The organism is Amycolatopsis thermophila (assembly GCF_030814215.1).
In the GTDB taxonomy this organism is placed as follows: domain Bacteria; phylum Actinomycetota; class Actinomycetes; order Mycobacteriales; family Pseudonocardiaceae; genus Amycolatopsis_E; species Amycolatopsis_E thermophila.
This window is the reverse complement of the sequence record NZ_JAUSUT010000001.1, coordinates 888275-909053: the sequence shown is the minus strand read 5'-3', so window position 1 is coordinate 909053 and position 20779 is coordinate 888275. Positions and strand designations below refer to the sequence as shown.

General features: G+C 72.1%; 26 protein-coding genes. 10 read left to right on the top strand and 16 right to left on the bottom strand.

Annotated elements, in window-relative coordinates; all coding sequences use genetic code 11:
• Positions 1-2: 2 nt before the first annotated feature.
• On the top strand, positions 3-953 hold the full coding sequence (locus FB470_RS04530; RefSeq protein WP_306988988.1) for a PLP-dependent cysteine synthase family protein: 951 nt from the start codon (positions 3-5) through the stop codon (positions 951-953).
• Between the two features lie 54 nt (positions 954-1007).
• Here FB470_RS04530 and FB470_RS04525 read toward each other — a convergent pair whose 3' ends face one another.
• A complete protein-coding gene (locus FB470_RS04525) occupies positions 1008-1370 on the bottom strand; it encodes a group I truncated hemoglobin (RefSeq protein ID WP_306988986.1) in 363 nt (120 codons plus the stop codon).
• A gap of 162 nt (positions 1371-1532) precedes the next feature.
• Between FB470_RS04525 and FB470_RS04520 the strand changes: the two genes are divergently transcribed.
• Genes FB470_RS04520 through FB470_RS04510 form a run of 3 tightly spaced genes read left to right on the top strand, consistent with a single transcriptional unit; the run spans position 1533 to position 3740 of the window.
• Complete coding sequence (locus tag FB470_RS04520) at positions 1533-2156, top strand: rhomboid family intramembrane serine protease (protein ID WP_306988984.1); 624 nt, start codon at positions 1533-1535, stop codon at positions 2154-2156.
• Positions 2153-2953: a glutamate racemase gene (gene murI, locus FB470_RS04515; protein ID WP_306988982.1), complete on the top strand. Its 801-nt coding sequence runs from the start codon at positions 2153-2155 to the stop codon at positions 2951-2953. Before FB470_RS04520 ends, murI begins: the two co-directional genes overlap by 4 nt.
• A 19-nt stretch (positions 2954-2972) precedes the next feature.
• Positions 2973-3740 (top strand): MBL fold metallo-hydrolase, encoded by a 768-nt coding sequence (locus FB470_RS04510; RefSeq protein WP_306988980.1) that lies wholly within the window; start codon positions 2973-2975, stop codon positions 3738-3740.
• Between the two features lie 45 nt (positions 3741-3785).
• On the opposite strand, the gene FB470_RS04505 is transcribed toward FB470_RS04510, so the two are convergent.
• The gene (locus FB470_RS04505; RefSeq protein WP_306988978.1) at positions 3786-4583 is read right to left on the bottom strand and encodes a hypothetical protein; all 798 of its coding nucleotides are present in this window, start codon (positions 4581-4583) and stop codon (positions 3786-3788) included.
• Between the two features lie 35 nt (positions 4584-4618).
• On the opposite strand from FB470_RS04505, the gene rph reads away from it, so the two are divergent.
• Both rph and rdgB read left to right on the top strand, forming a co-directional pair.
• Positions 4619-5395 (top strand): ribonuclease PH, encoded by a 777-nt coding sequence (gene rph, locus FB470_RS04500; RefSeq protein ID WP_306988976.1) that lies wholly within the window; start codon positions 4619-4621, stop codon positions 5393-5395.
• Positions 5392-6003, top strand: coding sequence for an RdgB/HAM1 family non-canonical purine NTP pyrophosphatase (gene rdgB, locus FB470_RS04495; protein WP_306988975.1), 612 nt, complete (start codon positions 5392-5394; stop codon positions 6001-6003). Before rph ends, rdgB begins: the two co-directional genes overlap by 4 nt.
• 45 nt (positions 6004-6048) lie before the next feature.
• Here the strand turns inward: rdgB and FB470_RS04490 are convergent, their stop codons facing one another.
• Genes FB470_RS04490 through FB470_RS04475 form a run of 4 tightly spaced genes read right to left on the bottom strand, consistent with a single transcriptional unit; the run spans position 6049 to position 9654 of the window.
• Entirely contained in the window at positions 6049-6945 is an 897-nt protein-coding gene (locus FB470_RS04490; protein ID WP_306988974.1) for a 5-oxoprolinase subunit C family protein, read from the bottom strand.
• Positions 6942-7562 (bottom strand): 5-oxoprolinase subunit PxpB, encoded by a 621-nt coding sequence (pxpB, locus tag FB470_RS04485; RefSeq protein WP_306988973.1) that lies wholly within the window; start codon positions 7560-7562, stop codon positions 6942-6944. Before pxpB ends, FB470_RS04490 begins: the two co-directional genes overlap by 4 nt.
• Entirely contained in the window at positions 7559-8335 is a 777-nt protein-coding gene (locus tag FB470_RS04480; protein ID WP_306988972.1) for a LamB/YcsF family protein, read from the bottom strand. The genes pxpB and FB470_RS04480 overlap by 4 nt, the downstream gene beginning before the upstream one ends.
• A complete protein-coding gene (locus FB470_RS04475; protein ID WP_306988971.1) occupies positions 8332-9654 on the bottom strand; it encodes an MFS transporter in 1323 nt (440 codons plus the stop codon). The genes FB470_RS04480 and FB470_RS04475 overlap by 4 nt, the downstream gene beginning before the upstream one ends.
• 229 nt (positions 9655-9883) lie before the next feature.
• On the opposite strand from FB470_RS04475, the gene FB470_RS04470 reads away from it, so the two are divergent.
• On the top strand, positions 9884-10573 hold the full coding sequence (locus FB470_RS04470; protein WP_370876651.1) for a GntR family transcriptional regulator: 690 nt from the start codon (positions 9884-9886) through the stop codon (positions 10571-10573).
• A 54-nt stretch (positions 10574-10627) separates the two neighbouring features.
• On the opposite strand, the gene bcp is transcribed toward FB470_RS04470, so the two are convergent.
• The 3 genes from bcp to FB470_RS04455 form a co-directional block, all read right to left on the bottom strand.
• Complete coding sequence (bcp, locus tag FB470_RS04465) at positions 10628-11107, bottom strand: thioredoxin-dependent thiol peroxidase (protein ID WP_306988969.1); 480 nt, start codon at positions 11105-11107, stop codon at positions 10628-10630.
• Between the two features lie 23 nt (positions 11108-11130).
• A complete protein-coding gene (locus FB470_RS04460; protein WP_306988967.1) occupies positions 11131-11658 on the bottom strand; it encodes a hypothetical protein in 528 nt (175 codons plus the stop codon).
• Positions 11659-11858: 200 nt separating this feature from the next.
• A complete protein-coding gene (locus FB470_RS04455; RefSeq protein ID WP_306988966.1) occupies positions 11859-12041 on the bottom strand; it encodes a hypothetical protein in 183 nt (60 codons plus the stop codon).
• 181 nt (positions 12042-12222) lie between these two features.
• Here FB470_RS04455 and FB470_RS04450 point away from each other — a divergent pair, with 181 nt between their 5' ends.
• Complete coding sequence (locus FB470_RS04450) at positions 12223-13098, top strand: hypothetical protein (protein WP_306988964.1); 876 nt, start codon at positions 12223-12225, stop codon at positions 13096-13098.
• A 3-nt stretch (positions 13099-13101) separates the two neighbouring features.
• Here FB470_RS04450 and FB470_RS04445 read toward each other — a convergent pair whose 3' ends face one another.
• The 6 genes from FB470_RS04445 to FB470_RS04420 all read right to left on the bottom strand — a co-directional run bounded on the left by FB470_RS04445 (position 13102) and on the right by FB470_RS04420 (position 17439).
• A complete protein-coding gene (locus tag FB470_RS04445) occupies positions 13102-13842 on the bottom strand; it encodes an SDR family NAD(P)-dependent oxidoreductase (protein WP_306988963.1) in 741 nt (246 codons plus the stop codon).
• Positions 13843-13863: 21 nt separating this feature from the next.
• Complete coding sequence (locus FB470_RS04440) at positions 13864-14490, bottom strand: DUF4383 domain-containing protein (RefSeq protein WP_306988962.1); 627 nt, start codon at positions 14488-14490, stop codon at positions 13864-13866.
• Between the two features lie 81 nt (positions 14491-14571).
• The gene (locus FB470_RS04435) at positions 14572-15384 is read right to left on the bottom strand and encodes an ABC transporter permease (protein ID WP_306988961.1); all 813 of its coding nucleotides are present in this window, start codon (positions 15382-15384) and stop codon (positions 14572-14574) included.
• Positions 15344-16150: an ABC transporter ATP-binding protein gene (locus FB470_RS04430; RefSeq protein ID WP_306988960.1), complete on the bottom strand. Its 807-nt coding sequence runs from the start codon at positions 16148-16150 to the stop codon at positions 15344-15346. The genes FB470_RS04435 and FB470_RS04430 overlap by 41 nt, the downstream gene beginning before the upstream one ends.
• Positions 16147-16587 (bottom strand): MarR family winged helix-turn-helix transcriptional regulator, encoded by a 441-nt coding sequence (locus tag FB470_RS04425; RefSeq protein ID WP_442320124.1) that lies wholly within the window; start codon positions 16585-16587, stop codon positions 16147-16149. The genes FB470_RS04430 and FB470_RS04425 overlap by 4 nt, the downstream gene beginning before the upstream one ends.
• Positions 16588-16803: 216 nt before the next feature.
• On the bottom strand, positions 16804-17439 hold the full coding sequence (locus tag FB470_RS04420) for an MBL fold metallo-hydrolase (RefSeq protein WP_306988956.1): 636 nt from the start codon (positions 17437-17439) through the stop codon (positions 16804-16806).
• Between the two features lie 103 nt (positions 17440-17542).
• Here FB470_RS04420 and FB470_RS04415 point away from each other — a divergent pair, with 103 nt between their 5' ends.
• The gene (locus tag FB470_RS04415) at positions 17543-19033 is read left to right on the top strand and encodes a plasmid pRiA4b ORF-3 family protein (protein ID WP_306988954.1); all 1491 of its coding nucleotides are present in this window, start codon (positions 17543-17545) and stop codon (positions 19031-19033) included.
• Positions 19034-19041: 8 nt separating this feature from the next.
• Here FB470_RS04415 and FB470_RS04410 read toward each other — a convergent pair whose 3' ends face one another.
• Positions 19042-19998, bottom strand: a complete 957-nt coding sequence (locus FB470_RS04410; RefSeq protein ID WP_306988953.1) for a nucleoside hydrolase — start codon at positions 19996-19998, stop codon at positions 19042-19044.
• A gap of 11 nt (positions 19999-20009) precedes the next feature.
• Between FB470_RS04410 and FB470_RS04405 the strand changes: the two genes are divergently transcribed.
• The gene (locus FB470_RS04405) at positions 20010-20771 is read left to right on the top strand and encodes an acyltransferase (RefSeq protein ID WP_306988951.1); all 762 of its coding nucleotides are present in this window, start codon (positions 20010-20012) and stop codon (positions 20769-20771) included.
• Positions 20772-20779: the final 8 nt, after the last annotated feature.

Here is a 20779-nt window from a genome sequence, read left to right as displayed (position 1 = left end):
CCATGGCCCGCTACGAATCGCTGCTCGACGCCCTCGGCGGCACGCCGCTGGTGGGGTTGCCGAGGCTGTCCCCGACGCACGACGTGCGCCTGTGGGCCAAGCTCGAGGACCGCAACCCGACCGGCTCGATCAAGGACCGGCCCGCGCTGGCCATGATCGAGGCCGCCGAGCGCGAGGGCAGGCTGCGCCGGGGGTCCACGATCCTCGAGCCGACCTCGGGCAACACCGGTATTTCCCTGGCCATGGCCGCCAAGCTCAAGGGCTACGGCCTGGTGTGCGTGATGCCGGAGAACACCTCGGCCGAACGCAAGCAGCTGCTGCAGGCCTACGGCGCGCGGATCGTGTTCTCGCCCGCCGCGGGCGGGTCGAACGAGGCGGTGCGGCGCGCCAAGGAACTGGCGGAGAAGAACCCGGACTGGGTGATGCTCTACCAGTACGGCAACCCGGCCAACCCCGAGGCGCACTACCGCGGCACCGGCCCGGAGCTGCTCAAGGACCTGCCGACCATCACGCACTTCGTCGGCGGCCTGGGCACCACGGGCACGCTGGTCGGCGTGGGCCGGTACCTGCACGAGCAGAAGCCGGACGTGCAGATCATCGCCGCCGAGCCGCGCTACGGCGAGCTGGTGTACGGGCTGCGCAACCTCGACGAGGGGTTCGTGCCGGAGCTGTACGACCCGGACGTGCTCAACGGCCGCTACTCGGTGGGCGCCTACGACGCGCTGCGCCGCACGCGTGAGCTGCTCGAGCACGAGGGCATCTTCGCCGGCATCTCCACCGGCGCGGTCCTGCACGCCGCGCTCGGCGTGGCCGAGAAGGTCGCCGCCAAGGGCGAGCGCGCCGACATCGCGTTCATCGTCGCCGACGCCGGCTGGAAGTACCTGTCCACCGGCGCGTACGCCGGGAGCGTCGACGAGGCCGCCGAGCGCCTCGACGGCCAGCTCTGGGCCTGAGTCACACACCCGGACGCCCCCTTCCCGGTTCACCGGAAGGGGGCGTCCGCGGGTTCAGGCGCCGGGGGAGACGATGTCCGCCGACAGCGGGGCGACGGCACCGATGATCGTGGTCGTGGTCTCCGCGGGCACCCCGGCCGCCAGCAGCGACTCGCTCAGGTGCTTGGCGACCAGGTCGAAGTGGTGCCGGCCGATGCCGCGGCCGCGGTGCACGTCCTTCATCGACCGGCCCCGGTACTCGTCGGGCCCGCCGAGCGCGGCGGCGAAGAACTCGACCTGCATGCCCTTCAGCCGCGGCAGATTGGTGCCGGTGAAGAAGGGCGCCAGCTCGGCGTCGTCGAGCACGCGCTCGTAGAAGTCGTCGACGACGGCGACGAGCGCTTCCTGGCCGCCGATCTGTTCGTAGATGCTCGTCACGGGTGTTCCTCCCGGCTGTGGTGGTCCCTTGTCGCCCAGGGAACCGCGCCCGCGTTTCGTCCGCGTTAGACGGACTTCAACACCGTGCAAGCGAATCCTCACCGCGCGATTCAGGGTTTTCTCCCGATTCCGCGAAGCCGGGCCGCTCCTACCGTGGAGGTCATGAGCACGCTGCCCGCACCCCCGGCCGAGGGGGCCAAACGCGTCCTGCCGGCGAAACCGAAGACCGCCGCGCTCGTCGTGCTGGCCTTCACGGCCCTGCTGTACGTCGTGGAGGCCGTGGACGTCGCCCTGCACAACCGGCTCGACGCCGAGGGCATCGTGCCCCGCTCGCTCGGCGGGCTGGACGGCGTGGTGTGGGCGCCGCTGCTGCACGGCAGCTGGTCGCACCTGCTGGCCAACACCGTGCCGGTGATGGCGTTCGCCTTCCTCGCGATGGCCGCCGGGATCGCCCGCTGGGCGCTCGTGACCGCCACGATCTGGCTGGTCAGCGGCCTGGGCGTGTGGCTGACGGCGGGGGCGGGCACGGTCACGATCGGCGCGTCCGGGCTGGCCTTCGGGTGGCTGGCGTACCTGCTGGTGCGGGGGCTGTTCAACCGCTCGTTCGCGCAGATCCTGGTGGCCGCCGTGCTGCTGATCGGGTGGGGCGGCATGCTGTGGGGCGTGCTGCCCGGGCAGCCGGGCATCTCCTGGCAGGCGCACCTGTTCGGCGCGCTCGGCGGGGTCCTCGCCGCCCGGTTCGCCGCCCGGGCCGGCCGCCCGCGGGCGGTACCCTCGACCTCGTGAGCAATCGCGAGGCCCCGATCGGTGTGTTCGATTCCGGCGTCGGGGGCCTCACGGTCGCCCGCGCGATCCTCGACCAGCTGCCGTCGGAGCAGCTGCGTTACGTGGGCGACACGGCGCACAACCCGTACGGGCCGCTGCCCATCGCCCGTGCCCGCGAGCTGGCGCTGGCGTCGCTGGACAAGCTCGTCGAGGACGGCGTGAAAGCCCTGGTCATCGCCTGCAACACGGCGTCGGCCGCGTGCCTGCGGGACGCCCGCGAGCGCTACGACGTGCCGGTGATCGAGGTCGTCCTGCCCGCCGTGCGGCGGGCCGTGGCCGCGACCCACACCGGGCGGATCGGCGTGATCGGGACGGCGGGGACGATCCGGTCGCGGGCGTACGAAGACGCCTTCGCGGCGGCGCGCGACGTGACGATCACCAGCGTGGCCTGCCACCGGTTCGTCGACTTCGTGGAGCGCGGCGTCACCTCCGGGCGCCAGGTGCTCGGCCTCGCGGAGGGCTACCTCGAGCCGCTGCTGCGCGCGGAAGTCGACACGCTGGTGCTGGGCTGCACGCACTACCCGCTCCTGACCGGCGTGCTGCAGATCGTGATGGGGCCGGACGTCACGCTCGTCTCCAGCGCCGAGGAGACCGCCAAGGACCTCGTCCGCGTGCTCACCGAACAGGACATGCTCGCCGAACGGGACGAACCGCCGCAGCACGAGTTCATCGCCACCGGCTCACCGGAGCCGTTCGTCCGGCTCGCGCGGCGCTTCATGGGATTCGCGCCCGGCGTGCTCTCGCCGATCAGCGCCTGAGCTGGCAGGGTGTCATCTCGTGCGACTGACGATCCTCGGCTGCTCGGGCAGTGTTCCCGGACCGGGCGAGCCCGCGTCCGGCTACCTGCTCGAGGCGGACGGGTTCCTGCTCGGACTGGAGTTCGGCAACGGCGTGTTCGCCGAGCTGCAGCGGCGGCGTGACCCGTTCGACCTCGGCGCACTGGTGCTGTCGCACCTGCACCCCGACCACTGCGCGGACTTCGGCGCGCTGACCGTCCTGCGGCGCTACCACCCCGCGCCGCCCTACGACGCCACCCGCCGCCGGCTCCCGGTGCACGCCCCGGCCAACGCCCCGGTGCGGCTGGCGATGGCCTACGCGCCCAACGAGACCGAGCTGGCCGAGACCGACCTGTCCGACGTCTTCGAGTTCTCCGCGCTGTCCACCGAGCCGGTCACGATCGGGCCGTTCGAGATCACCGCGATCCCCGTCGACCACCCGACCGAGGCGTTCGGGCTCCGGGTGCGGCACGGGGACCGGACGCTGGCCTACACCGGTGACACCGGTCCCTGCGACACGCTCACCGGCCTCGTCCGGGACGTCGACGTGCTGCTGGCCGAGGCGTCCTGGACCGACGCGGCCGACCGGCCGCCGGGCGTGCACCTGTCCGGCAAGCAGGCGGGTGAGCTGGCGCGGGACGCGGGCGTGGGACGCCTGCTCATCACGCACGTGGCGCCGTGGAGCGACCGGGACGCGATCCTCGCCGAGGCGACGGCGGCCTTCCCCGCGGCGACGCTCGTCGAGCGCGGCGCGGTCTACGACATCTGAGGTGTGCCGCAGCGCCGTGGCACCCGTCCGACCCCGTGGGCTGACTTACGCCGGGAGGTAGTCCGCGGCCAGCGCGGCGGCGTAGGCGTGGAACAGCGCCACGAAGTCCAGCGCGCCGCCCGGTACGTCGAACTCCGCGAGGTCGTAGGCCAGGTGCGAGCCGCGGTGGGCGGGCTCGTCGTTGGTGACGTCGGTGAACCAGTCGAGGAACGTGAGCTGGCGCTGATCGCCCGGGCCCACCGGTGGGGTGAGCAGGTCCAGCAGCATCGGGCGGTTGCGCAGGGTCCAGCGGTAGAACTCGGAGAACTGGTAGAAGCGTTCCTCGACCGGGGTGGCCGCGACGCCGTGCACGTGCTCGGCCAGTACCACGCCGTGCTCGGTCGACGCCTGCTCGGCCTCGCTCCACGCGCGGTCGTGCACCGAGCGACCGGACAGCTTCCCGTCACGCAAGCGGGTGAGGTAGCTCGCCCACAAGGGCGCGCCGGGGTTGCCGTAGGTGTCCGTGCTGTCCCCGCGCGCCAGCGCTATGCCCCGTTCGACGCCCTCCAGGATCCCGGCATCCACAAAGGACACCCACGTGCCGGACGCACCGAGGCCGCGGTCGGCGAAGAACTCGAGCACGCCCTCGATGTTGCGCCAGCGCGGCGCGTACCCCGGGACGACGTCCGCGGCCGGGCCCGCGGCGAGCTCACGCACGAACGTCAGCCGCTGCGCGATCGTCATGCCGTCGATGTCGGCGGCGGTGCAGGTCAGGGTGGTGGTGCAGGTGGTGGCCCCGGCGGTGGCGGGTGCGGCGGTCAGGGCGAGCAGGCAGGCGAGCAGGGTCGCGAAGGCGGCGCGCATGAACAGGCACATTAGCGGGGTTCTACGCTGCACGCGTGGTGCGAAAAGACGGCAGGAACGACGACCAGCTCCGCGACGTGAAGATCACGCGGGGATTCCAGCAGTGGCCGGCCGGCTCGGTGCTCATCGAGTTCGGCAACACGAAGGTGCTGTGCGCGGCGAGCGTCAGCGAAGGTGTGCCGCGGTGGCGGGCCGGATCGGGACTGGGCTGGGTGACGGCCGAGTACGCGATGCTGCCCTCGGCCACGCACGACCGCAGCGACCGCGAGTCGGTCAAGGGCCGGGTCGGCGGGCGGACACACGAGATCAGCAGGCTCATCGGCCGGGCGCTGCGGGCCTGCATCGACCTGTCCGCGCTGGGCGAGAACACGATCCAGCTGGACTGCGACGTCATCCAGGCCGACGGCGGCACCCGCACGGCCGCGATCACCGGCGGCTACGTGGCGCTGGCGGATGCGGTCACCTGGCTCGCCGCGGCGGGCCGGCTCGCCGATCCGCAACCGCTTTCGGCGATGGTGTCCGCGGTCAGCGTCGGCGTGGTGGACGGGCGCGTGCGGCTGGACCTGCCCTACGAGGAGGATTCGCGGGCCGAGGTCGACATGAACGTCGTCTGCACCGACGCCGGCACCCTCATCGAGGTGCAGGGCACCGGTGAGGGCGCGACCTTCACGCGCTCCACTTTGGACAAGATGCTGGACCTGGCGCAGGCCGGTTGTGCCGAACTGACGCGGCTGCAGCAGGCCGCGCTGGGCGAGCCGTACCCGTACGAGCTGCCGGAGCCGGTCGCGGGCAAGAAGAAGGGCGCGAAGTGAGCCGGGTGCTGCTGGCCTCGCGCAACGCCAAGAAGCTCGGCGAGCTGCGGCGGATCCTCGCCGCCGAGGGCCTTGACGGTGCCGAGGGGCTCGAGGTGGTCGGACTGGACGACGTGCCGGAGTTCCCCGAGGCGCCGGAGACGGGCGCGACCTTCGAGGAGAACGCCGTGGCCAAGGCGCGGGACGCGGTCGCGGCGACCGGGCTGCCCGCCGTCGCGGACGACTCGGGCCTGGCGGTGGACGCGCTGAACGGGATGCCGGGCGTGCTGTCCGCGCGCTGGGCGGGGCGGCACGGGGACGACCAGGCGAACCTCGACCTGGTGCTCGCGCAACTGACCGACACCCCGGAGGAGCGCCGGGGAGCGGCGTTCGTGTGCGCGGCGGCGCTCGTCCGGCCGGGCGGTAGGGAAACGGTCGTCCGCGGCGAGTGGCGGGGCGCGCTGATCCGGAAACCCCGTGGTACCAACGGTTTCGGCTACGACCCGATCTTCGTGCCGGAGGGGGAGACCCGCACGTCGGCGGAGCTGGCGCCGGAGGAGAAGGACGCCGCCTCGCACCGGGGCCGCGCGCTGCGGGCGCTGCTCCCGGCGCTGCGCGAGCTCGTCTGAGGTGGACCCCGGAGGCCACCGCCGCCGGCGGTGGCCTCCGGGAAGTCAGACCGCGACCGCCCTGGGCGCGGCGGCGGGCAGTTCGGCGGACACCAGCCGGAACGACACCGACTGCCCGGGCCGGGCCTGCGCCACCACCGGCAGGTCGTCAGTCAGGACGACCCCGATCACCGGGTACCCGCCGGTCACCGGGTGGTCGGCGAGGAACACCAGCGGCAGCCCGGACGGCGGTACCTGGATCGCGCCGGGCACCATGCCTTCGCTGAGGAGCTCGCCTTCGCGGGCGCGTTCCAGCACCGGGCCGGTGAACCGGACGCCGACGCGGTTGCTGTCCGACGTCACCTCGTAGGTCGCGGTCGAGAAGGTCCGCAGCGCCTCGGGCGTGAACCAGTCGTCACGCGGGCCGGGCATGACCCGCACCGTCAGGTCGAACCCGGCGGGGTCGGGCACCGGCGCGACCTCCACGGACGGCAGCGGCCCGCACTCGTCCCGCCCGATGGGCAGCACGTCGCCCGCACGCAGCGCCGCGGGCCCCAGACCCGCCAGCAGATCCGTCGAGCGCGACTCGAGCACCTTGTCCACGCCGATCCCGCCGCGCACCGCCACGTAGGTCCGCAGACCGGACGTGGGCATGCCCAGCGTGAGTTCGTCACCCGGCCAGACGGTGAACGGCGCGTTCATCGCCTCGCCGCGGCTGCCCCGGCGGATCGGGCACGGCGCGCCGGTCACCACGACCCGCGCCACCTGCCGGAACCGCAGGACCAGCCCGCCGAAGGTGGTCTCCAGGACCGCGGCGCCGTCCAGGTTGCCGACCAGCCGGTTGGCGAGCGCGGCCGACCGCCGGTCGGCCGCCCCGGACCGGCCGACCCCCAGGGCGGCCAGTCCGGGACGTCCCAGGTCCTGCACCGTGGTCAACGGCCCCGGCCGCACCACCTCGATCATCGAACCTCCCGGAAACGGATGCGGGTGCCCGGCCGCAGCAGGGCGGGCGGGCGGCGGGCCGGGTCCCACAGCGGGACCTCGGTCCGGCCGACCAGCTGCCATCCGCCCGGCGAGGACCGCGGGTAGATCCCGGTGAACTCACCGGCGATCGCGACGGCCCCGGCCGGGACGTGCGTCCGCGGGACGGCCCGCCGCGGCAGGTGCAGCTTCGGGTGCAGGCCGGTCAGGTAGCCGAACCCGGGGGCGAACCCGCCGAAGGCCACCGTGTACTCGGCGGCGGTGTGCATTTCGACGACACCGTCCGCGCCGAGGCCGGTGTGCTTGCCGACCTCGGCCAGGTCGGCCCCGTCGTAGAACACCGGGATCTCGACCAGCTCGCCGCGGACCGCGTGCGAGGGCACCGGTTCGGTGTCCCGCAGCAGTTCGACGAGCTCACCGGCCGGGATCACGGCCGGGTCGAAGCGCACCAGCAGGGTGCGCGCCGCCGGCACCAGCTCGGTGACGCCGTCGGGACGAGGGTCGGACAGGGCGGAGTACAGGCCGAGCACCGCGTCGATGCCGCCGGTGTCGCCGACGTCGATGAGCAGTGCCTGGTCCCCGCATCGCCGGATGTTCATGCGAAACTCCGCACCTCGACCCCGGCCGACACCAGCGCGGTGCGGGCCGCGGTGGCCAGCGCCACCGCGCCCGGGGTGTCGCTGTGCACGCACAGCGAGCCCGCCTGGAGGGGGATGACCGTGCCGTCCACGGCCACCACCTCGCCGTCCCGCACCAGCCGCACGCACCGGCGGGCCACCTCGTCCGGGTCGGTCAGCACCGCCCCCGGCTCGCGCCGGGGGAGGAGCCGGCCGTCGGGCGAGTACCCGCGGTCGGCGAACGCCTCGGCGATGGTGGACAGCCCGGCCTCGGCGGCCCGCGCCAGCCACCGGGACCCCGGCTGCCCGAGCACGGGCAGCGTCGGGTCGTACTGCCACACCGCCTCGGCCACCGCGCCCGCCTGCTTCTCGTGCGTGGCGATGGCGTTGTACAGCGCGCCGTGCGGCTTGACGTAGGCGATCTCGCCGCCCGCCGCGCCGGCCAGCGCGTCGAGCGCGCCCAGCTGGTAGAGGATCTCGTCGATCAGTTCGACGGGGTCCACGTCGAGGAACCGGCGGCCGAACCCGGCCAGGTCCCGGTACCCGACGTGGGCTCCGATCGTGACCCCGCGCTTCACCGCCGCCTCGCACACGTGCCGCATGGTGGAGGGGTCGCCGGCGTGGAAGCCGCAGGCCACGTTGGCGCCGGTCACGACGTCCAGCAGGGCTTCGTCATCGGCGATCCGCCAGGCGCCGAACCCTTCGCCCACGTCGCAGTTCAGATCGATGGTGGCGGTGGTCGCGGGGGCGCTCATCGTGCGAGTTCCGCCGTCTCGGCCTGGACCGCGACCGTCTCCTCCGGCGCCTTGCGGCTGAGCGCGACACCGATGCCGGTCAGCACCGCGGTCACCACGACGTACAGCGCCACCGCGACCCAGGAGTCGTAGCTGGCGAGCAGGGCCGTGAAGATCAGCGGGGCCACCGCGCCACCGAGGACACTGGCCAGGGTGTAGGCCAGCGAGCTGCCGGTGTAGCGCAGGCGCTCGGAGAACTGCTCGGTGATCAGCGCGGCCTGCGGGCCGTAGAGCAGCGCGTGGATCGCCAGTGCGACGACCATGCCGACGGCGATGGCCAGGTAGGACTTGGTGCCCGCCAGCGGGAAGAACAGGAACGGCCAGATCGCCGCGGCGATCGTGCCCACGAAGTACATCGTGCGGCGGTTGAACCGGTCGGACAGCGCACCCGCGGCCGGCATCAGGAACAGCTGGAACGCGGAGCCGATCATCACCGCGGTCAGGCCCTGGCCGCGGCTCATGTGCAGCTCGCTGGTCATGTAGGTGAGGACGAAGACCGTGAACAGCGAGTACAGGACGTCCGGGCAGATGCGGACCAGGATGCCGGCGATCAGGGCACGCGGCTCCTGCGTGAAGACCTCCTTGAGCGGGGCCTTCGGCTTCTCGCCGCTCTCGGCGATCTTCTTGAAGACCGGGGTCTCCTCGAGCTTCATCCGCAGCCACAGGCCGAACAGCACCAGGACGCCGGACAGCAGGAACGCGACGCGCCAGCCCCAGGACTCGAACGCGGAGGCGGTCAGGACGGCGGTCAGCAGCGCGATCACACCGTTGGCCAGCAGGTTGCCGGCCGGCGGGCCGATCTGCGCGGCCGAGGCCCAGAAGCCGCGCTTCTTCGGGTCACCGAACTCGCTGGAGAGCAGCACCGCGCCGCCCCACTCACCACCGACACCGACACCCTGCGCGAAGCGCAGCAGCACCAGGAGCACGGCGGCCCAGCCGCCGACGGAGGCGTGGGTCGGCAGGACACCGATCAGGAAGGTGGCGATACCGGTCAGCAGCAGGGTGAACACGAGTACCTGCTTGCGGCCCAGCTTGTCGCCGAGCCGGCCGAAGACGAACCCGCCGAGGGGGCGGGCCAGGTAGCCGACCGCGTACGTGGAGAACGCCGCCATCGTGCCGGCGAGCGCGTCTCCCGAGGGGAAGAAGAGCTTGCCGAACAGCGTCGCGGCGGCCACCGAGTAGGCCGCGAAGTCGTAGTACTCGAGGGTGGTGCCGGACAAGCTCGCCACGAACGCGCGGCGCAGTGAGCGCTTGTCCGTGGTCTCAGTTGAAGCGGTCATCACGATGTCCATCCATCGAAGGGGAGTGAGGTAGGTCATGAAGTTAGGGATTGTTGAACGATCCGTCAATACTTTCGAGGAACACGACCGTCGCTTCGAAGCGGTTGGATAGACTTTTCGTAGAACAAGTCGCAGGTTGAACCGGCCTTCGATCCACTGGTTAACTTTGCGTAACGCCGATCAACCCCCCAGAAACCGGAGGCTTCGAGTGAGCACCGACGCCGAGTCCATGGGCTCGATCCTCAGCACCGGCCTCGAAGCGGACCGGTTGCTGCTGGGGCGCACCAGCACCGCCGAACGGCTGGCGGACATCCTGCGTACCCGCATCACGGAGGGCTTCTTCGAGCCCGGCAGCCGTCTGTCCGAGGAGGCGATCGGCGGGGCGCTCGGGGTCTCGCGCAACACGCTGCGCGAGGCGTTCCGGCTGCTCACGCACGAGAAGCTGCTGATCCACGAGCTGAACCGGGGCGTCTTCGTGCGGCGCCTGTCGATCGAGGACGTGACCGACCTGTACAAGGTGCGCAAGCTCGTGCAGTGCGCCGTGCTGCGGGAGATCACCAGCCCGCCGGGCGACAAGCTGCAGGCGGTCGAAGCCGCGGTCGCCGACGGGGAGGACGCGCGCAAGCGTCAGGCCTGGCGCGAGCTGGGGACCGCGAACATCCACTTCCACCAGGCGCTGATCACGCTCGCGGGCAGCCCGCGCGTCGACGAGCTGGTGCGCGGCCTGCTCGCCGAGCTGCGGCTGGTGTTCCACGTGATGGCCGACCCGCAGCCCTTCCACGAGCCGTACCTGGAGCGCAACCGGGAGATCCTGGAAACGCTGCGCACCGGCGACGGCCTGGCGGCGGAGAAGCTGCTGGCCGCCTACCTCGACGACGCCGAGAAGCAGCTGGTGGACGCCTACCGCAGGGTGATGTGACCACCAGCCGCGAGCGGCCGGCACAGCGTGGGAGACCGTGCCGGCCGGGGAGCGTCAGCCGGCGATCTTCAGGTCCTTGAGCAGCTTCGCCACGTGGCCGGTCGCCCGGACGTTGTACAGCGCTTTCACGATCTTGCCGTCCGGGTCGATGACGAAGGTCGACCGGATCACGCCCTGCACGACGCGGCCGTAGTTCTTCTTCTCACCGAACGCGCCCCACGCGGTGAGGACCTCCTTGTCCGGGTCGGACAGCAGCGGGAAGTTCAGCTGCTCCGCCTCGGCGAACTTCGCCAGCTTCTCCGGCTTGTCCGGGGAGATCCCGAGGACCTGGTAGCCGGCGCCGTCGAGCTCGCCGAGGTTGTCCCGGAAGTCGCAGGCTTGCTTGGTGCACCCGGGCGTGCCCGCCGCGGGGTAGAAGTACACCACGACCTGCTTGCCCCGGTAGTCCGACAGCGAGACCTGCCTGCCCGTGCTGTCCGGGAGGGTGAAGTCGGGAGCCTGGTCGCCGGGGGCGAGACGCTGCTGGTCGGTCATGCCCCGAGCGTATCCGGACCGGCTCAGGCGGGCCCGCAGTACACGGCGATCACCGGGCTGGTCGCGGTCGGCCGCAGCGTCAGCTTCATCTCGGCCGGCTGCGGTGGCGCGGTGAACGCCAGGCTCAGCCGCACGTCCCGGCCGGGCTGCACGTCCTTGCCCGCCTCGACGATCCCGCTGTAACCCTGCGTGGAGTCCACGACCTGTTTGGACGCGACCTCCCCGACGGTGGCGGTCACGGTCAACCCGGACAGCCGGTACGGCTGGTCGCCCTCGTTGCGGATGATGATCTCGAACGCGACCGCCCGGTCGCTGCGCGGATAGGCGCTGCTGCTGGGCCGGAACGGCTTCGGCGCCGACACCGACACCGCCACCCCGTCGTCGAACCGGAACTGGCCGCCGAAGTCGAGTGTGCGCAGCGCCGGAAGCGCCTGCTGGAGCGCGACATCACCACCGGTGCTCGTCGACCCGCTCTCGACCGGCGCCGGCGCCCCGCACGCGGTCACCGCCACCAGGACGACAGCGGCCATCGCGTGCTTCGGGGTGCGCACAGGGGCCACTTCCTCACTTCTTCAGCCGCTCCCGGCTGGGCCGTTCGGGGTAGGTATTTCGGCCGGGGCGCGCTCCACTCTGTCCTTACCGGCGAGCGGGTGCGAGGCACGGCGCGGGGTTGACGCGGACCTGGTGTCGGGCTGTGGCCGATCCGTGATCGGAACGGCACGCCGGTGATGGCTCTCTCACCCGGACGAGTTCACACCGCCAGTGCCAGGAAGAGGATGAACGTGCCGCACCCCAGCAGCCAGGCGACGATCAGCCAGCCGAAGTCACGCCACGGGTCGACGCTGTGGTTGTCCTCGCCGGGCACGTAGACGCCGCGCTGCTCGAACCAGTCCGCCACGCTGCTCACCCACGAGAAGGGGTTGCGGCCCGCCACGACTCCACCTCCGCGCTCCCGGCGATCGGCGTCACAGTATCGGGTCGGCTCCGCGACCGGGTCGTCACGCCCAGTACGGCATTCGACCCAAAGCGTGTGACCTCGATCACGAGATAAGGCAACGAACTGATAACAACAGTAATCATGTCGCGGGCAGTAATCGGATTGGGAGAGGTTCAGCGTGACGAGCGACGACAAAGACACTCAGGCGAGTGCCGCGACGCGCAGGATCAGTGTCGCGGAGTTGCTGCACCGGGAAGGTGTCACGCAGGAGTTCACCGCCGTCAAGCTGCCGAAGAAGCCGGCGCCGGAGCCCGAACCGGAGTACGACGAGGACGACGACTCCGGCATCACCCCGGAGATGGCCGAGGCGCCGACCGTGCGCATCCCGGCCGCGAGCATCCTGCGCCGCGAGAGCGAGCCGGGCAGCAAGTGGGACCGGCGCAAGGTCGGCCGCATCGGCGCGATCGCGGCCGGCGTGGCCGCGCTGTGCGGTGTCGCCGCGACTTCGCTGACCACCGGGCACCTGCACGACACGGCGTCGCCGGGCGGCTCGGGCGGTGGCCCGGACACGAGCACGGGCCGGGCGCCGACCAGCACGATCTCCGCGCCCCAGCAGCAGTTGCTGGCCACCGGCACGCCGTCGAGCAGCCCCAGCCTGCCGCCGTCGGGCAGCGCCTCTTCGCAATCGCAGGCACAGCCGCAGAGCCAGGCCGGCACGGGCAGCACGAGCAGTGCGAGTAGTGCGGGCAGTGCGAGCAGCTCCGGCGGCCAGTCGCGGACCGGCAGGTCGAGCACCGGTGGTTCGACCGCCGCGCCCACGACCACGCAGGCGGCCCCGGCTCCGGCGGCGAGCACGACCACGGGCACTACCGCGGGCACGGGCACGAGCAGCCAGCAGCCGGCGACGACCACGACGCCGGGGAGCACGACCTCCAGCTCGTCGTCGTCCCAGGAGCCGACCCGGTCCAGCACCACGACGCCGTCCAAGCCGCAGCAGAACGGCGGGCTGCTGGGCGTCGTCGGTGGTCTGGTGGGCGGCCTGCTCGGCGGCTGACCCTCAGCGGGGCATCCGCCGCCACACCGCGCGCGGCAGCAGGCGCATCAGGAAGAACACCGGGCGCAGCACCGGCGGCACCCACACCTCGCCGCGCCCGCGCCGCAGTGCGCGGACGGTCGCGGTGGCGACCTGTTCCGGGGTGCTGGAGAACGGCGCCGGGGACATGCCTTCGGTCATCCGGCCGATCACGAAGCCCGGCCGGACGAGCAGCAGCCGCACGCCGCTGCCGTGCAACGCGTCGGCGAGCCCGCTGGCGAACCCGTCCAGCCCGGCCTTGGCCGAGCCGTAGACGTAGTTCGCGCGCCGCACGCGGACCCCGGCGACCGAGGAGAACACGACGAGCCGGCCGGATCCCTGCTCGCGCAGCAGGTTGGCCAGCTCGGTCAGGATGCTCACGTGCGCGACGTAGTCGGTGTGGATCACGGCCATCGCGTGCGCCGCGTCCCGTTCCGCCCGCTCCTGGTCGCCCAGCAGCCCGAACGCCACCACGACCGTCTCCAGTGGACCGTGCTCGGCGACGATCGAGTCCAGCACACGCCGGTGCCGGGACACGTCGTCGGCGTCGAACTCGACCCGCGCCACCTCCGTGGCGCCGGCCCGGCGCAGTGACTCCTCCTCGGCATCGAGGTCGCCGCTGCGCCGGGCCGCCAGCACGAACTTCCCCCCACCGTCCACGAGTTTCCGCGCCACGGCGAGGCCGATCTCACTGCGCCCGCCGAGCACCAGCACCGTTCCGCTCACGCGGGGCAGTCTGCCCGACGATCAGTGGGCGGTGCGCCCGGGCCGGTGCATCTTCCAGCGCGACGGACGGTGGCGGCCGGCCGCCGCTTCGGTCTGCTGCGGGACCGGGCGGGTCGGCACGTCCGCGTTGCCGGGCACCTCGTCCCCGGTGACGAGCGGCTGCTGCACCGTCGTGGCGGTCGCGGTGCCGGTGGTTTCCACGTGGGCCCGCTTGCGGGCCGGCATGATCGCCATGACCAGCCCCAGCACCGCGCTGACCAGGTGCAGCCAGTTGTCGGCCGCGTTGAGGTTGAGCGGGTTGCCCAGACCGGACACCGGGTTCGACGCGATGACCCCGGTGATCATCAGGCCCCAGATCCCGACCAGGCCGAAGCCGACGAACAGGATCCAGCCGAAGGTGCGCGCCGAAGCCGACGACGCCGCGAACAGCAGGCCGAGAACACCGACGACGATGTGGACCAGGTTGTGCAGCGGGTTGACCATGAAGCCCAGGACCGTGTGGTCCTGGTTGCCGGTGAAGTCGCCGAGCCCGGTGCGCACGAACCCGGCGATGCCGAGCGCGAGGTAGACCAGGCCGACGACCACGGCGAGCATCTGGACCGGCTGGAAGCCGGTCACCCGGACGCGGGCATGTTCTGAACGAGACATGTCACCTGTCCCCTTTGTCCGACGGTCACCACGGTTGCGTGATGTGCCGGTCGGGTTACCCGAGGTTCGAATCGGGCAAACTCACCGCACCAGCCGCCCGAGCAGGCCGGATGCGACCGCGATCGCGATCGCGGCGGCGCCGGCGAGCACGCCGAAGTCCACCCAGAGGCGCGACGGCGTGCCGATGAGCAGACCGCGCAGGGCGTCGACCTCGTAACTGAGCGGGTTGATGTGGCTGAGCACGCGCAGCCAGCCGGGCATCAGGTTCACCGGGTAGAGCGCGTTGGACCCGAAGAACAACGGCATCGTGATCGCCTGACCGATGCCCATCAGCCGTTCGCGGGACAGCACCAGCCCGGCGATCACGATGGACAGGCAGCAGAAGAACGCCGACCCGAGGACGACCGCGAGCGCGGCACCCAGCAGTTTCAGCGGGTTCCCGGTCAGGCCGACACCGAGGATCGCGGCGAGGATCAGCACGATCACCGCCTGCACGAACGCCCGCACCCCGGCGGCGAACGCCTTGCCGGTGACCAGCGCGGCACGCGGGGTCGGGGTGACGAGCAGTTTGCCCAGCACGCCCGCGTCGCGCTCCCAGATGATCTGGATGCCGTAGAAGATCGCGATGAACAGCGCCGACTGGGCGAGGATCCCGGGCGCGAGGAAGTCCAGGTAGGGGATGTCACCGGTGGGGATCGCGCGCAGGCGCGTGAAGGTCTCTCCGAAGATCAGCAGCCACAGCGCGGGCTGGATCGCGCGGGTGATCAGTTCGGAGCGGTCGCGGCGGAGCTTCTGCAGCTCCACCAGGCACATCGTGGCCACCCTGGACAGCAGGCGGCGGACCGGGTTCGTCTCAGCCCAGCCGGCGGGCGGTGCGGCGAGCGGCACGGACATTGCGCATCCCTCCCTTGTCGGCATCGTCGAACGCGTCACCGGTGACCGCGCGGAACACGTCGTCCAGAGTGGCTCCCGGGCCGAGTTCGGCCTGGAGCTGTGCCGGGCTGCCCTGGGCGCGGATGCGCCCCCGGTGCATCAGCGCGACCTGCTCGCAGTACTGCTCGGCCTCGTCCATGTAGTGCGTGGTCACCAGGACGGTCATGCCGGTCTCGGCGCGGACCTGCTCGATGCGCTCCCAGACGCTGGTGCGGGCCACCGGGTCGAGCCCGATGGTCGGCTCGTCGAGGATCAGCAGCCGCGGGGCGCTGACCAGCGCCTGCGCGAGTTCGAGGCGGCGGATCATGCCGCCGGAGTAGGTGGCGGCGGTGCGGTCGGCGTCGTCGAGCAGGCCGACGGTGCTCAACGCCGTGTCCACCTGCTCCTTGAGTTCGCGGCGCGGGACGTCGAAGAGCCGGGCGAACAGCGCGACGTTCTCCCGTCCGCTGAGCGACCCGTCGGCGGAAAGCTGTTGCGGCACATAGCCGATCAGGCGGCGCACGGCCATCTTCCGGCGGGCGACGTCGAGCCCGAACACCTCGATGGTGCCGGCCTTCGCGGGCAGCAGCGTCGTGATCACGCGGATGGTGGTGGTCTTGCCGGCGCCGTTGGGGCCGAGCAGGCCGAAGATCTGCCCGGCCGGGATCTCCAGGTCGACCCCGTCGACGGCGACGGTGTCGCCGAAGGCGTGCCGGAGCCCGGTGCAGCGCACCGCGGGTGCGGTCATCTCTCCTCCTGAAGGGCGTCGATCAGCCGGCCGAGCGCGGGCAGGGCGGCCTCGATGGCGTCCCGGTCGCGGGCGGGCAGGGTGGCGACGGCGGCCGCGACGAACTCGGTGCGCGTGCGGCGCCAGTTCGCCAGCCGCTCCCGCGCGGCGCCGGTCAGGTCGAGCCGCGCGGCCCGCCGGTCGTCCGGGTCGACCTTCCGTTCCAGCAGCCCGGCGTCGACCAGCTGGTTGACGAGCGTGCTGACCGAGTTGCCGGCGAGGTGCAGCGACCGCGCCGCGGCGGCGACACCGGTGCCGGGGTCCTTCTCGACCACCCGGAGCAGCTCGATCTGCGCCGGGCGCAGGGGAGTGCCGGGCAGCTTCTCCCGCACGCGCCGCCGGACCACGCGCCGCAACGCGGCGATGGTGGTCACCAGGTTCTCGGCCAGTTCTCGCACGTCCTCCAAGGTAGCTCTTAATGAGAGCTATTAGCAACGCTGACAATTCGGGTGCCGATGACGGAAACACCCGGATCGAGCTGTCGACGACCGGCAGCACCTACGGCAGGTGGAAGACCGCGCCCGGAGCCGCGTAAGCCACCGGTCCGTCGAACCGCGAGGCGGCGCGGGTGACGGCTTCGTGCGGGGTGAGGAACGGGCCGACGTGCGTGACGATCAGCCTGTGCGCCCCCGCGAACCCGCGGTCTCGCCGGCCTCCTCGGGCGTGTGGTGCACCTCGGACACCGTGGGGCCGTCGGCCTCGCACAGCAGCGCGTCGCAGTTCTCGGCCAGCTCCACCAGGCCGGGGCAGGGTGCGCTGTCGCCGGAGTAGGCCAGTGCGGCCGCCCCCGCCTCGACGCGCACCGCGAACGCCGGCATCCCGTGTTCGACGGCCGCCGCGGTGAAGGTCATCGGTCCGATCCCGGTGCTGAACCCGTCGGACAGTTCGTGCACCGCGAACGCCTCCTCGACCGGGCTGCGGTGCGGGCCGTTCGTCAGGAAGCCGGCCAGCCTGCCGGCGATCCCGGGCGGGCCGTACAGCGGAATCGGCTCGGCCAGGTCGATTTCGGCGTACCGCAGGCCGTAGTACGCGGTGAGCAGGTCCGCGCAGTGGTCGGCGTGCAGGTGCGAGATCCAGATGGCGCTGAGCCGGTCCAGGCTCGTGTGGCGGCGCAGCTCGCCGAGCGTGCCCGAGCCCGCGTCGAGCCACACGTGGGTCTCGCCGCTGGACACCAGGTAGCCCGAGCACGGGTTGCCCGGCTCCGCGTACGGCGTCGCCGAGCCGAGCACGGTCAGGCTGAGATCGCTCACGTCGCCGAGCCTACTGCGAGCCCATGATCGACATATCGACATGCACGGCCGGCTATTGTGGACGGTCCGCAACCTCGCGGACGTGCTCGCTAAAGTCCTGCGGGTGAGTACCGGAATCTCCACTTTGGCGAACCAGTGCCCCGCGCTGTCCCGGACGAGGGCGCTGGCCACGTGGGTCGGCAGCGGAAGACCCGTTACCGCCAAAGGAGTTCTGCGCCCCGCGGACGTCCCGTCGGTCGCCGGTGTGCTGGGCGTCGAGGTCGGCGAGAAGGTCCGGTCGGCCGCCGACGTCGTGCCGATCCACCGGCCGTGGGTGGCCGCCGAGGGCGCGGGGCTGATCGAGGTCGGTGTCGCGGAGGCGGTCGCGCGCCCGGCCGACGACGACCCGGCCCAGCTGTGGCTCAAGGGGCTGGACGCCGTCCTGCGCGCCGAGTCGGTGGACCCGCGCCGCCGCGGCGCCCATGTGCTGTGCCGTGCGGTGCTGACCGCGCTGGCCAACGGTCCCCTGCTGGACGATCTCGAGTTCTCGGTGCACCGGCTGCTCCGGGGCGAGGAGGACGCCGGCGCCGTCGCCGGCAGCTTCGGCGGTAGCGAACTGTTCCCGCTGGACGCGGCCCTGGACGTGCTGACCGAGTTCGGGGCGCTCGACGGCGACCACGAGGTCACGCCGCTGGGCCAGTGGGCGCTCGACGAATGGGCCGCTCGTGAACCGCGACCGGTCACGCCCGACCTGCGGGCCGCCCAGCTGCTCGCCCGGCTGGCGCCGCTGCCCGCCGACGAGGCCTGGCACCACGCGCTGCGCTGGTTCGACGGCCGGCGCCCGGTCGACGGCGCCGCGCAGTTGCTGCACGCGGCGGAGTTCGCGTCGCCGGTCGAGCGGGTCGCGGCGATCGAGGTCGTCGCGGGTTTCGGGGACGAGGTCCGGCCGGCCTGGCACAGCGCACTGAGCCACCGCAACGTCCGGCCGCACGCCGCCGCGATGCTGGCGATGTGGGACGAGGGGCCCGGACTGTCCGAATCGGAACGTCGCAGGCTGGTCACCGAGTACGCCCTGTCCGCGCGGGAACGCAGCGGCGTCGAGGAGGTCTACCACTACGTCCGGGACCGCGGCGGGCTCGACGCGCTGGAACCCGGGGCGACGGCCCTGCGCCGGGAGCTGCGGGACTTCGCCGCGTCCGTGCGGCTGCCCGTGTACCAGCTGAAGGTCACGGTGGCCGGCCGCAAGCCGCCGGAGTGGTGGCGGCTGCTGATCCCGGCGAGCGTGACGCTCGGCGTGCTGGCCGAAGCGCTCGACGCGGACGGCGAACACCACTTCGAGGCCGACGGCCTCCGGTACGCCGACCCGTTCTTCGGCCTGGGCGAGGACCGCGACGAGCACGACGTCCGGTTGTCCCACGTACTGGTGCGGCCGGGGACGAGCGTGCGGTTCTTCCTCGGCGACGTCGAACATGCGGTCACCTGCGAGAAGATCCTGGACCCGGACCCGGACACGCGGTACCCGCGCTGCACCGGGGTCGCCAAGGGCGCGGAGAGCGCGGCGTCCCGCAACGACCGGCTCGCCGCGCTCCGGATCCCGCACCCGAGCGAACCGTAACCGCTTCCTCAGGTGAGGCGGTCCAGGATGAACGCCCGCAGCCCGTCCAGATCGGTGTCCACGGCGACCTCGACGCGGCCCGGCGCGATCTCGCCCTCCGCGTCGGCGCGCAACGCCTGCCGACGGCGGTCGACCAGCGTCGCGCCGCGCGCCGGGCCCAGCGAGCACTCCACCTCGATCGGATAGGTCTCCGTGTGCAGGATCCCGGGCCGGATCGCCTCCGCCACGGCGACCGCGTCGTGCAGCACGATCCCGTCCCACCCGAGCGCCTTGCGGTAGTGCGCCAGGTAGTCCGGCGTCAGCGCCTCGAGCGCGGCGCCGATCGGCCCGGACGCGGCCAGCTTGCCGAGCCAGGCGCGGTCCACCGCGCACCGGTAGGTCAGGTCCATCGGCACCAGCACGCGCGGCACCGGCTCCTCGACCAGCACCCGCCGGGCCGCCTCCGGGTCGCTCCAGATGTTGAACTCCGCGGCGCCCGTCGTGTTGCCGCCGCCGAGCCCACCGCCCATGATCACGATGCGCGCGATCTTCTCCCGCACCTCGGGATGAGCCGCGAGCAGCAACGCGATGTTCGTGAGCGGCCCGATCGGCGCGATCGTCACCGGCTCGTCGGCCGCCGCCAGCAACGAAACCAGGAGGCTCACGGCGCCACCGGGTTCGAGGTCGCGGCCCGGCTCGGGCAGTGCCGCCGAGCGCCCGGACAACCCGTCCGGCCCGTGCACGTGCGCCGCCCGCTGGAGCTGGGCGTGCACCAGTGGGCGCGCCGCGCCGGCCGCCACCGGCACGTCGGATCGCCCGCACAGCGCCAGGACGCGCCGCGCGTTGAGGGTCGTGGCCTCGAGCGGGACGTTGCCGAAGACCGTCGTGACTCCAAGCAGATCGACGTCCTCGCTCAACGCCGCGAGCGCGATCGCGAAGGCGTCGTCCACGCCCGGGTCGGTATCGATGATCAACGGGGTCGGCATACTGTCAACCTATGACATCGATGTGGGGATCGCCCGTGCTTTCCCGCCTGGGTGCCTGGCGGCAGGCCCGGCGCGACCCGCGGCAGGCGAAGTTCCTGACAACCGAGTCACTGCGGTGGGTTCTGCGCAACCGCGCCTACACCCCCTGGTACCTGGTGCGGTACTGCCGGCTGCTGAAGTTCCGTCTCGCGAACCCGCACATCATCCTGCGCGGCATGGTGTTCCTGGGCAAGGACGTGGAGATCCACTGCCGTCCCGGTTACGGCCGCCTGGAGATCGGCCGGTGGGTGCACATCGGCGACGGCAACGCCATCCGCTGCCACGAGGGTTCCCTGCGGATCGGCGACAAGGCGGTCTTCGGCCGGCAGAACGTCATCAACTGCTACCTCGACATCGAGCTCGGTGCCGCGACCCTCGTGGCGGACTGGGTCTACGTCTGTGACTTCGACCACATCACCTCGGACATCACGCTGCCGATCAAGGACCAGGGCATCGTGAAGACCCCGGTGCGCATCGGGCCGGACACCTGGATCGGCACGAAGGTCTCGATCCTGCGCGGCACGCGCGTCGGCCGCGGCTGCGTGCTGGGCGCGCACGCCGTGGTGCGCGGCGACATCCCCGACTACGCCATCGCGGTCGGCTCGCCGGCCCGCGTGGTGCGCGACCGCCGCGCCGACTACGAAGCCGACGCCGAACGCCGCGCAGCCATCGCGGACATGGCCCGCAAGGCGAACAAGGCTCTGCAGAAGACCTTGGAGCAGCACGAGGTGTAGTGCCCCTG

Bases quoted from the DNA above. Each gene is read 5' to 3' on its own strand.
- FB470_RS04480 (WP_306988972.1), bottom strand. From the start codon at position 8,335: ATGAGCGCCCCCGCGACCACCGCCACCATCGATCTGAACTGCGACGTG.
- FB470_RS04440 (WP_306988962.1), bottom strand. From the start codon at position 14,490: ATGTCTCGTTCAGAACATGCCCGCGTCCGGGTGACCGGCTTCCAGCCG.
- FB470_RS04410 (WP_306988953.1), bottom strand. From the start codon at position 19,998: ATGCCGACCCCGTTGATCATCGATACCGACCCGGGCGTGGACGACGCC.
- FB470_RS04505 (WP_306988978.1), bottom strand. From the start codon at position 4,583: ATGCGCGCCGCCTTCGCGACCCTGCTCGCCTGCCTGCTCGCCCTGACC.
- FB470_RS04520 (WP_306988984.1), top strand. From the start codon at position 1,533: ATGAGCACGCTGCCCGCACCCCCGGCCGAGGGGGCCAAACGCGTCCTG.
- FB470_RS04430 (WP_306988960.1), bottom strand. From the start codon at position 16,150: ATGACCGCACCCGCGGTGCGCTGCACCGGGCTCCGGCACGCCTTCGGC.
- bcp (WP_306988969.1), bottom strand. From the start codon at position 11,107: ATGACCGACCAGCAGCGTCTCGCCCCCGGCGACCAGGCTCCCGACTTC.
- FB470_RS04490 (WP_306988974.1), bottom strand. From the start codon at position 6,945: ATGATCGAGGTGGTGCGGCCGGGGCCGTTGACCACGGTGCAGGACCTG.
- FB470_RS04530 (WP_306988988.1), top strand. From the start codon at position 3: ATGGCCCGCTACGAATCGCTGCTCGACGCCCTCGGCGGCACGCCGCTG.
- FB470_RS04405 (WP_306988951.1), top strand. From the start codon at position 20,010: ATGACATCGATGTGGGGATCGCCCGTGCTTTCCCGCCTGGGTGCCTGG.
- FB470_RS04475 (WP_306988971.1), bottom strand. From the start codon at position 9,654: ATGACCGCTTCAACTGAGACCACGGACAAGCGCTCACTGCGCCGCGCG.
- FB470_RS04470 (WP_370876651.1), top strand. From the start codon at position 9,884: ATGGGCTCGATCCTCAGCACCGGCCTCGAAGCGGACCGGTTGCTGCTG.
- FB470_RS04435 (WP_306988961.1), bottom strand. From the start codon at position 15,384: ATGTCCGTGCCGCTCGCCGCACCGCCCGCCGGCTGGGCTGAGACGAAC.
- pxpB (WP_306988973.1), bottom strand. From the start codon at position 7,562: ATGAACATCCGGCGATGCGGGGACCAGGCACTGCTCATCGACGTCGGC.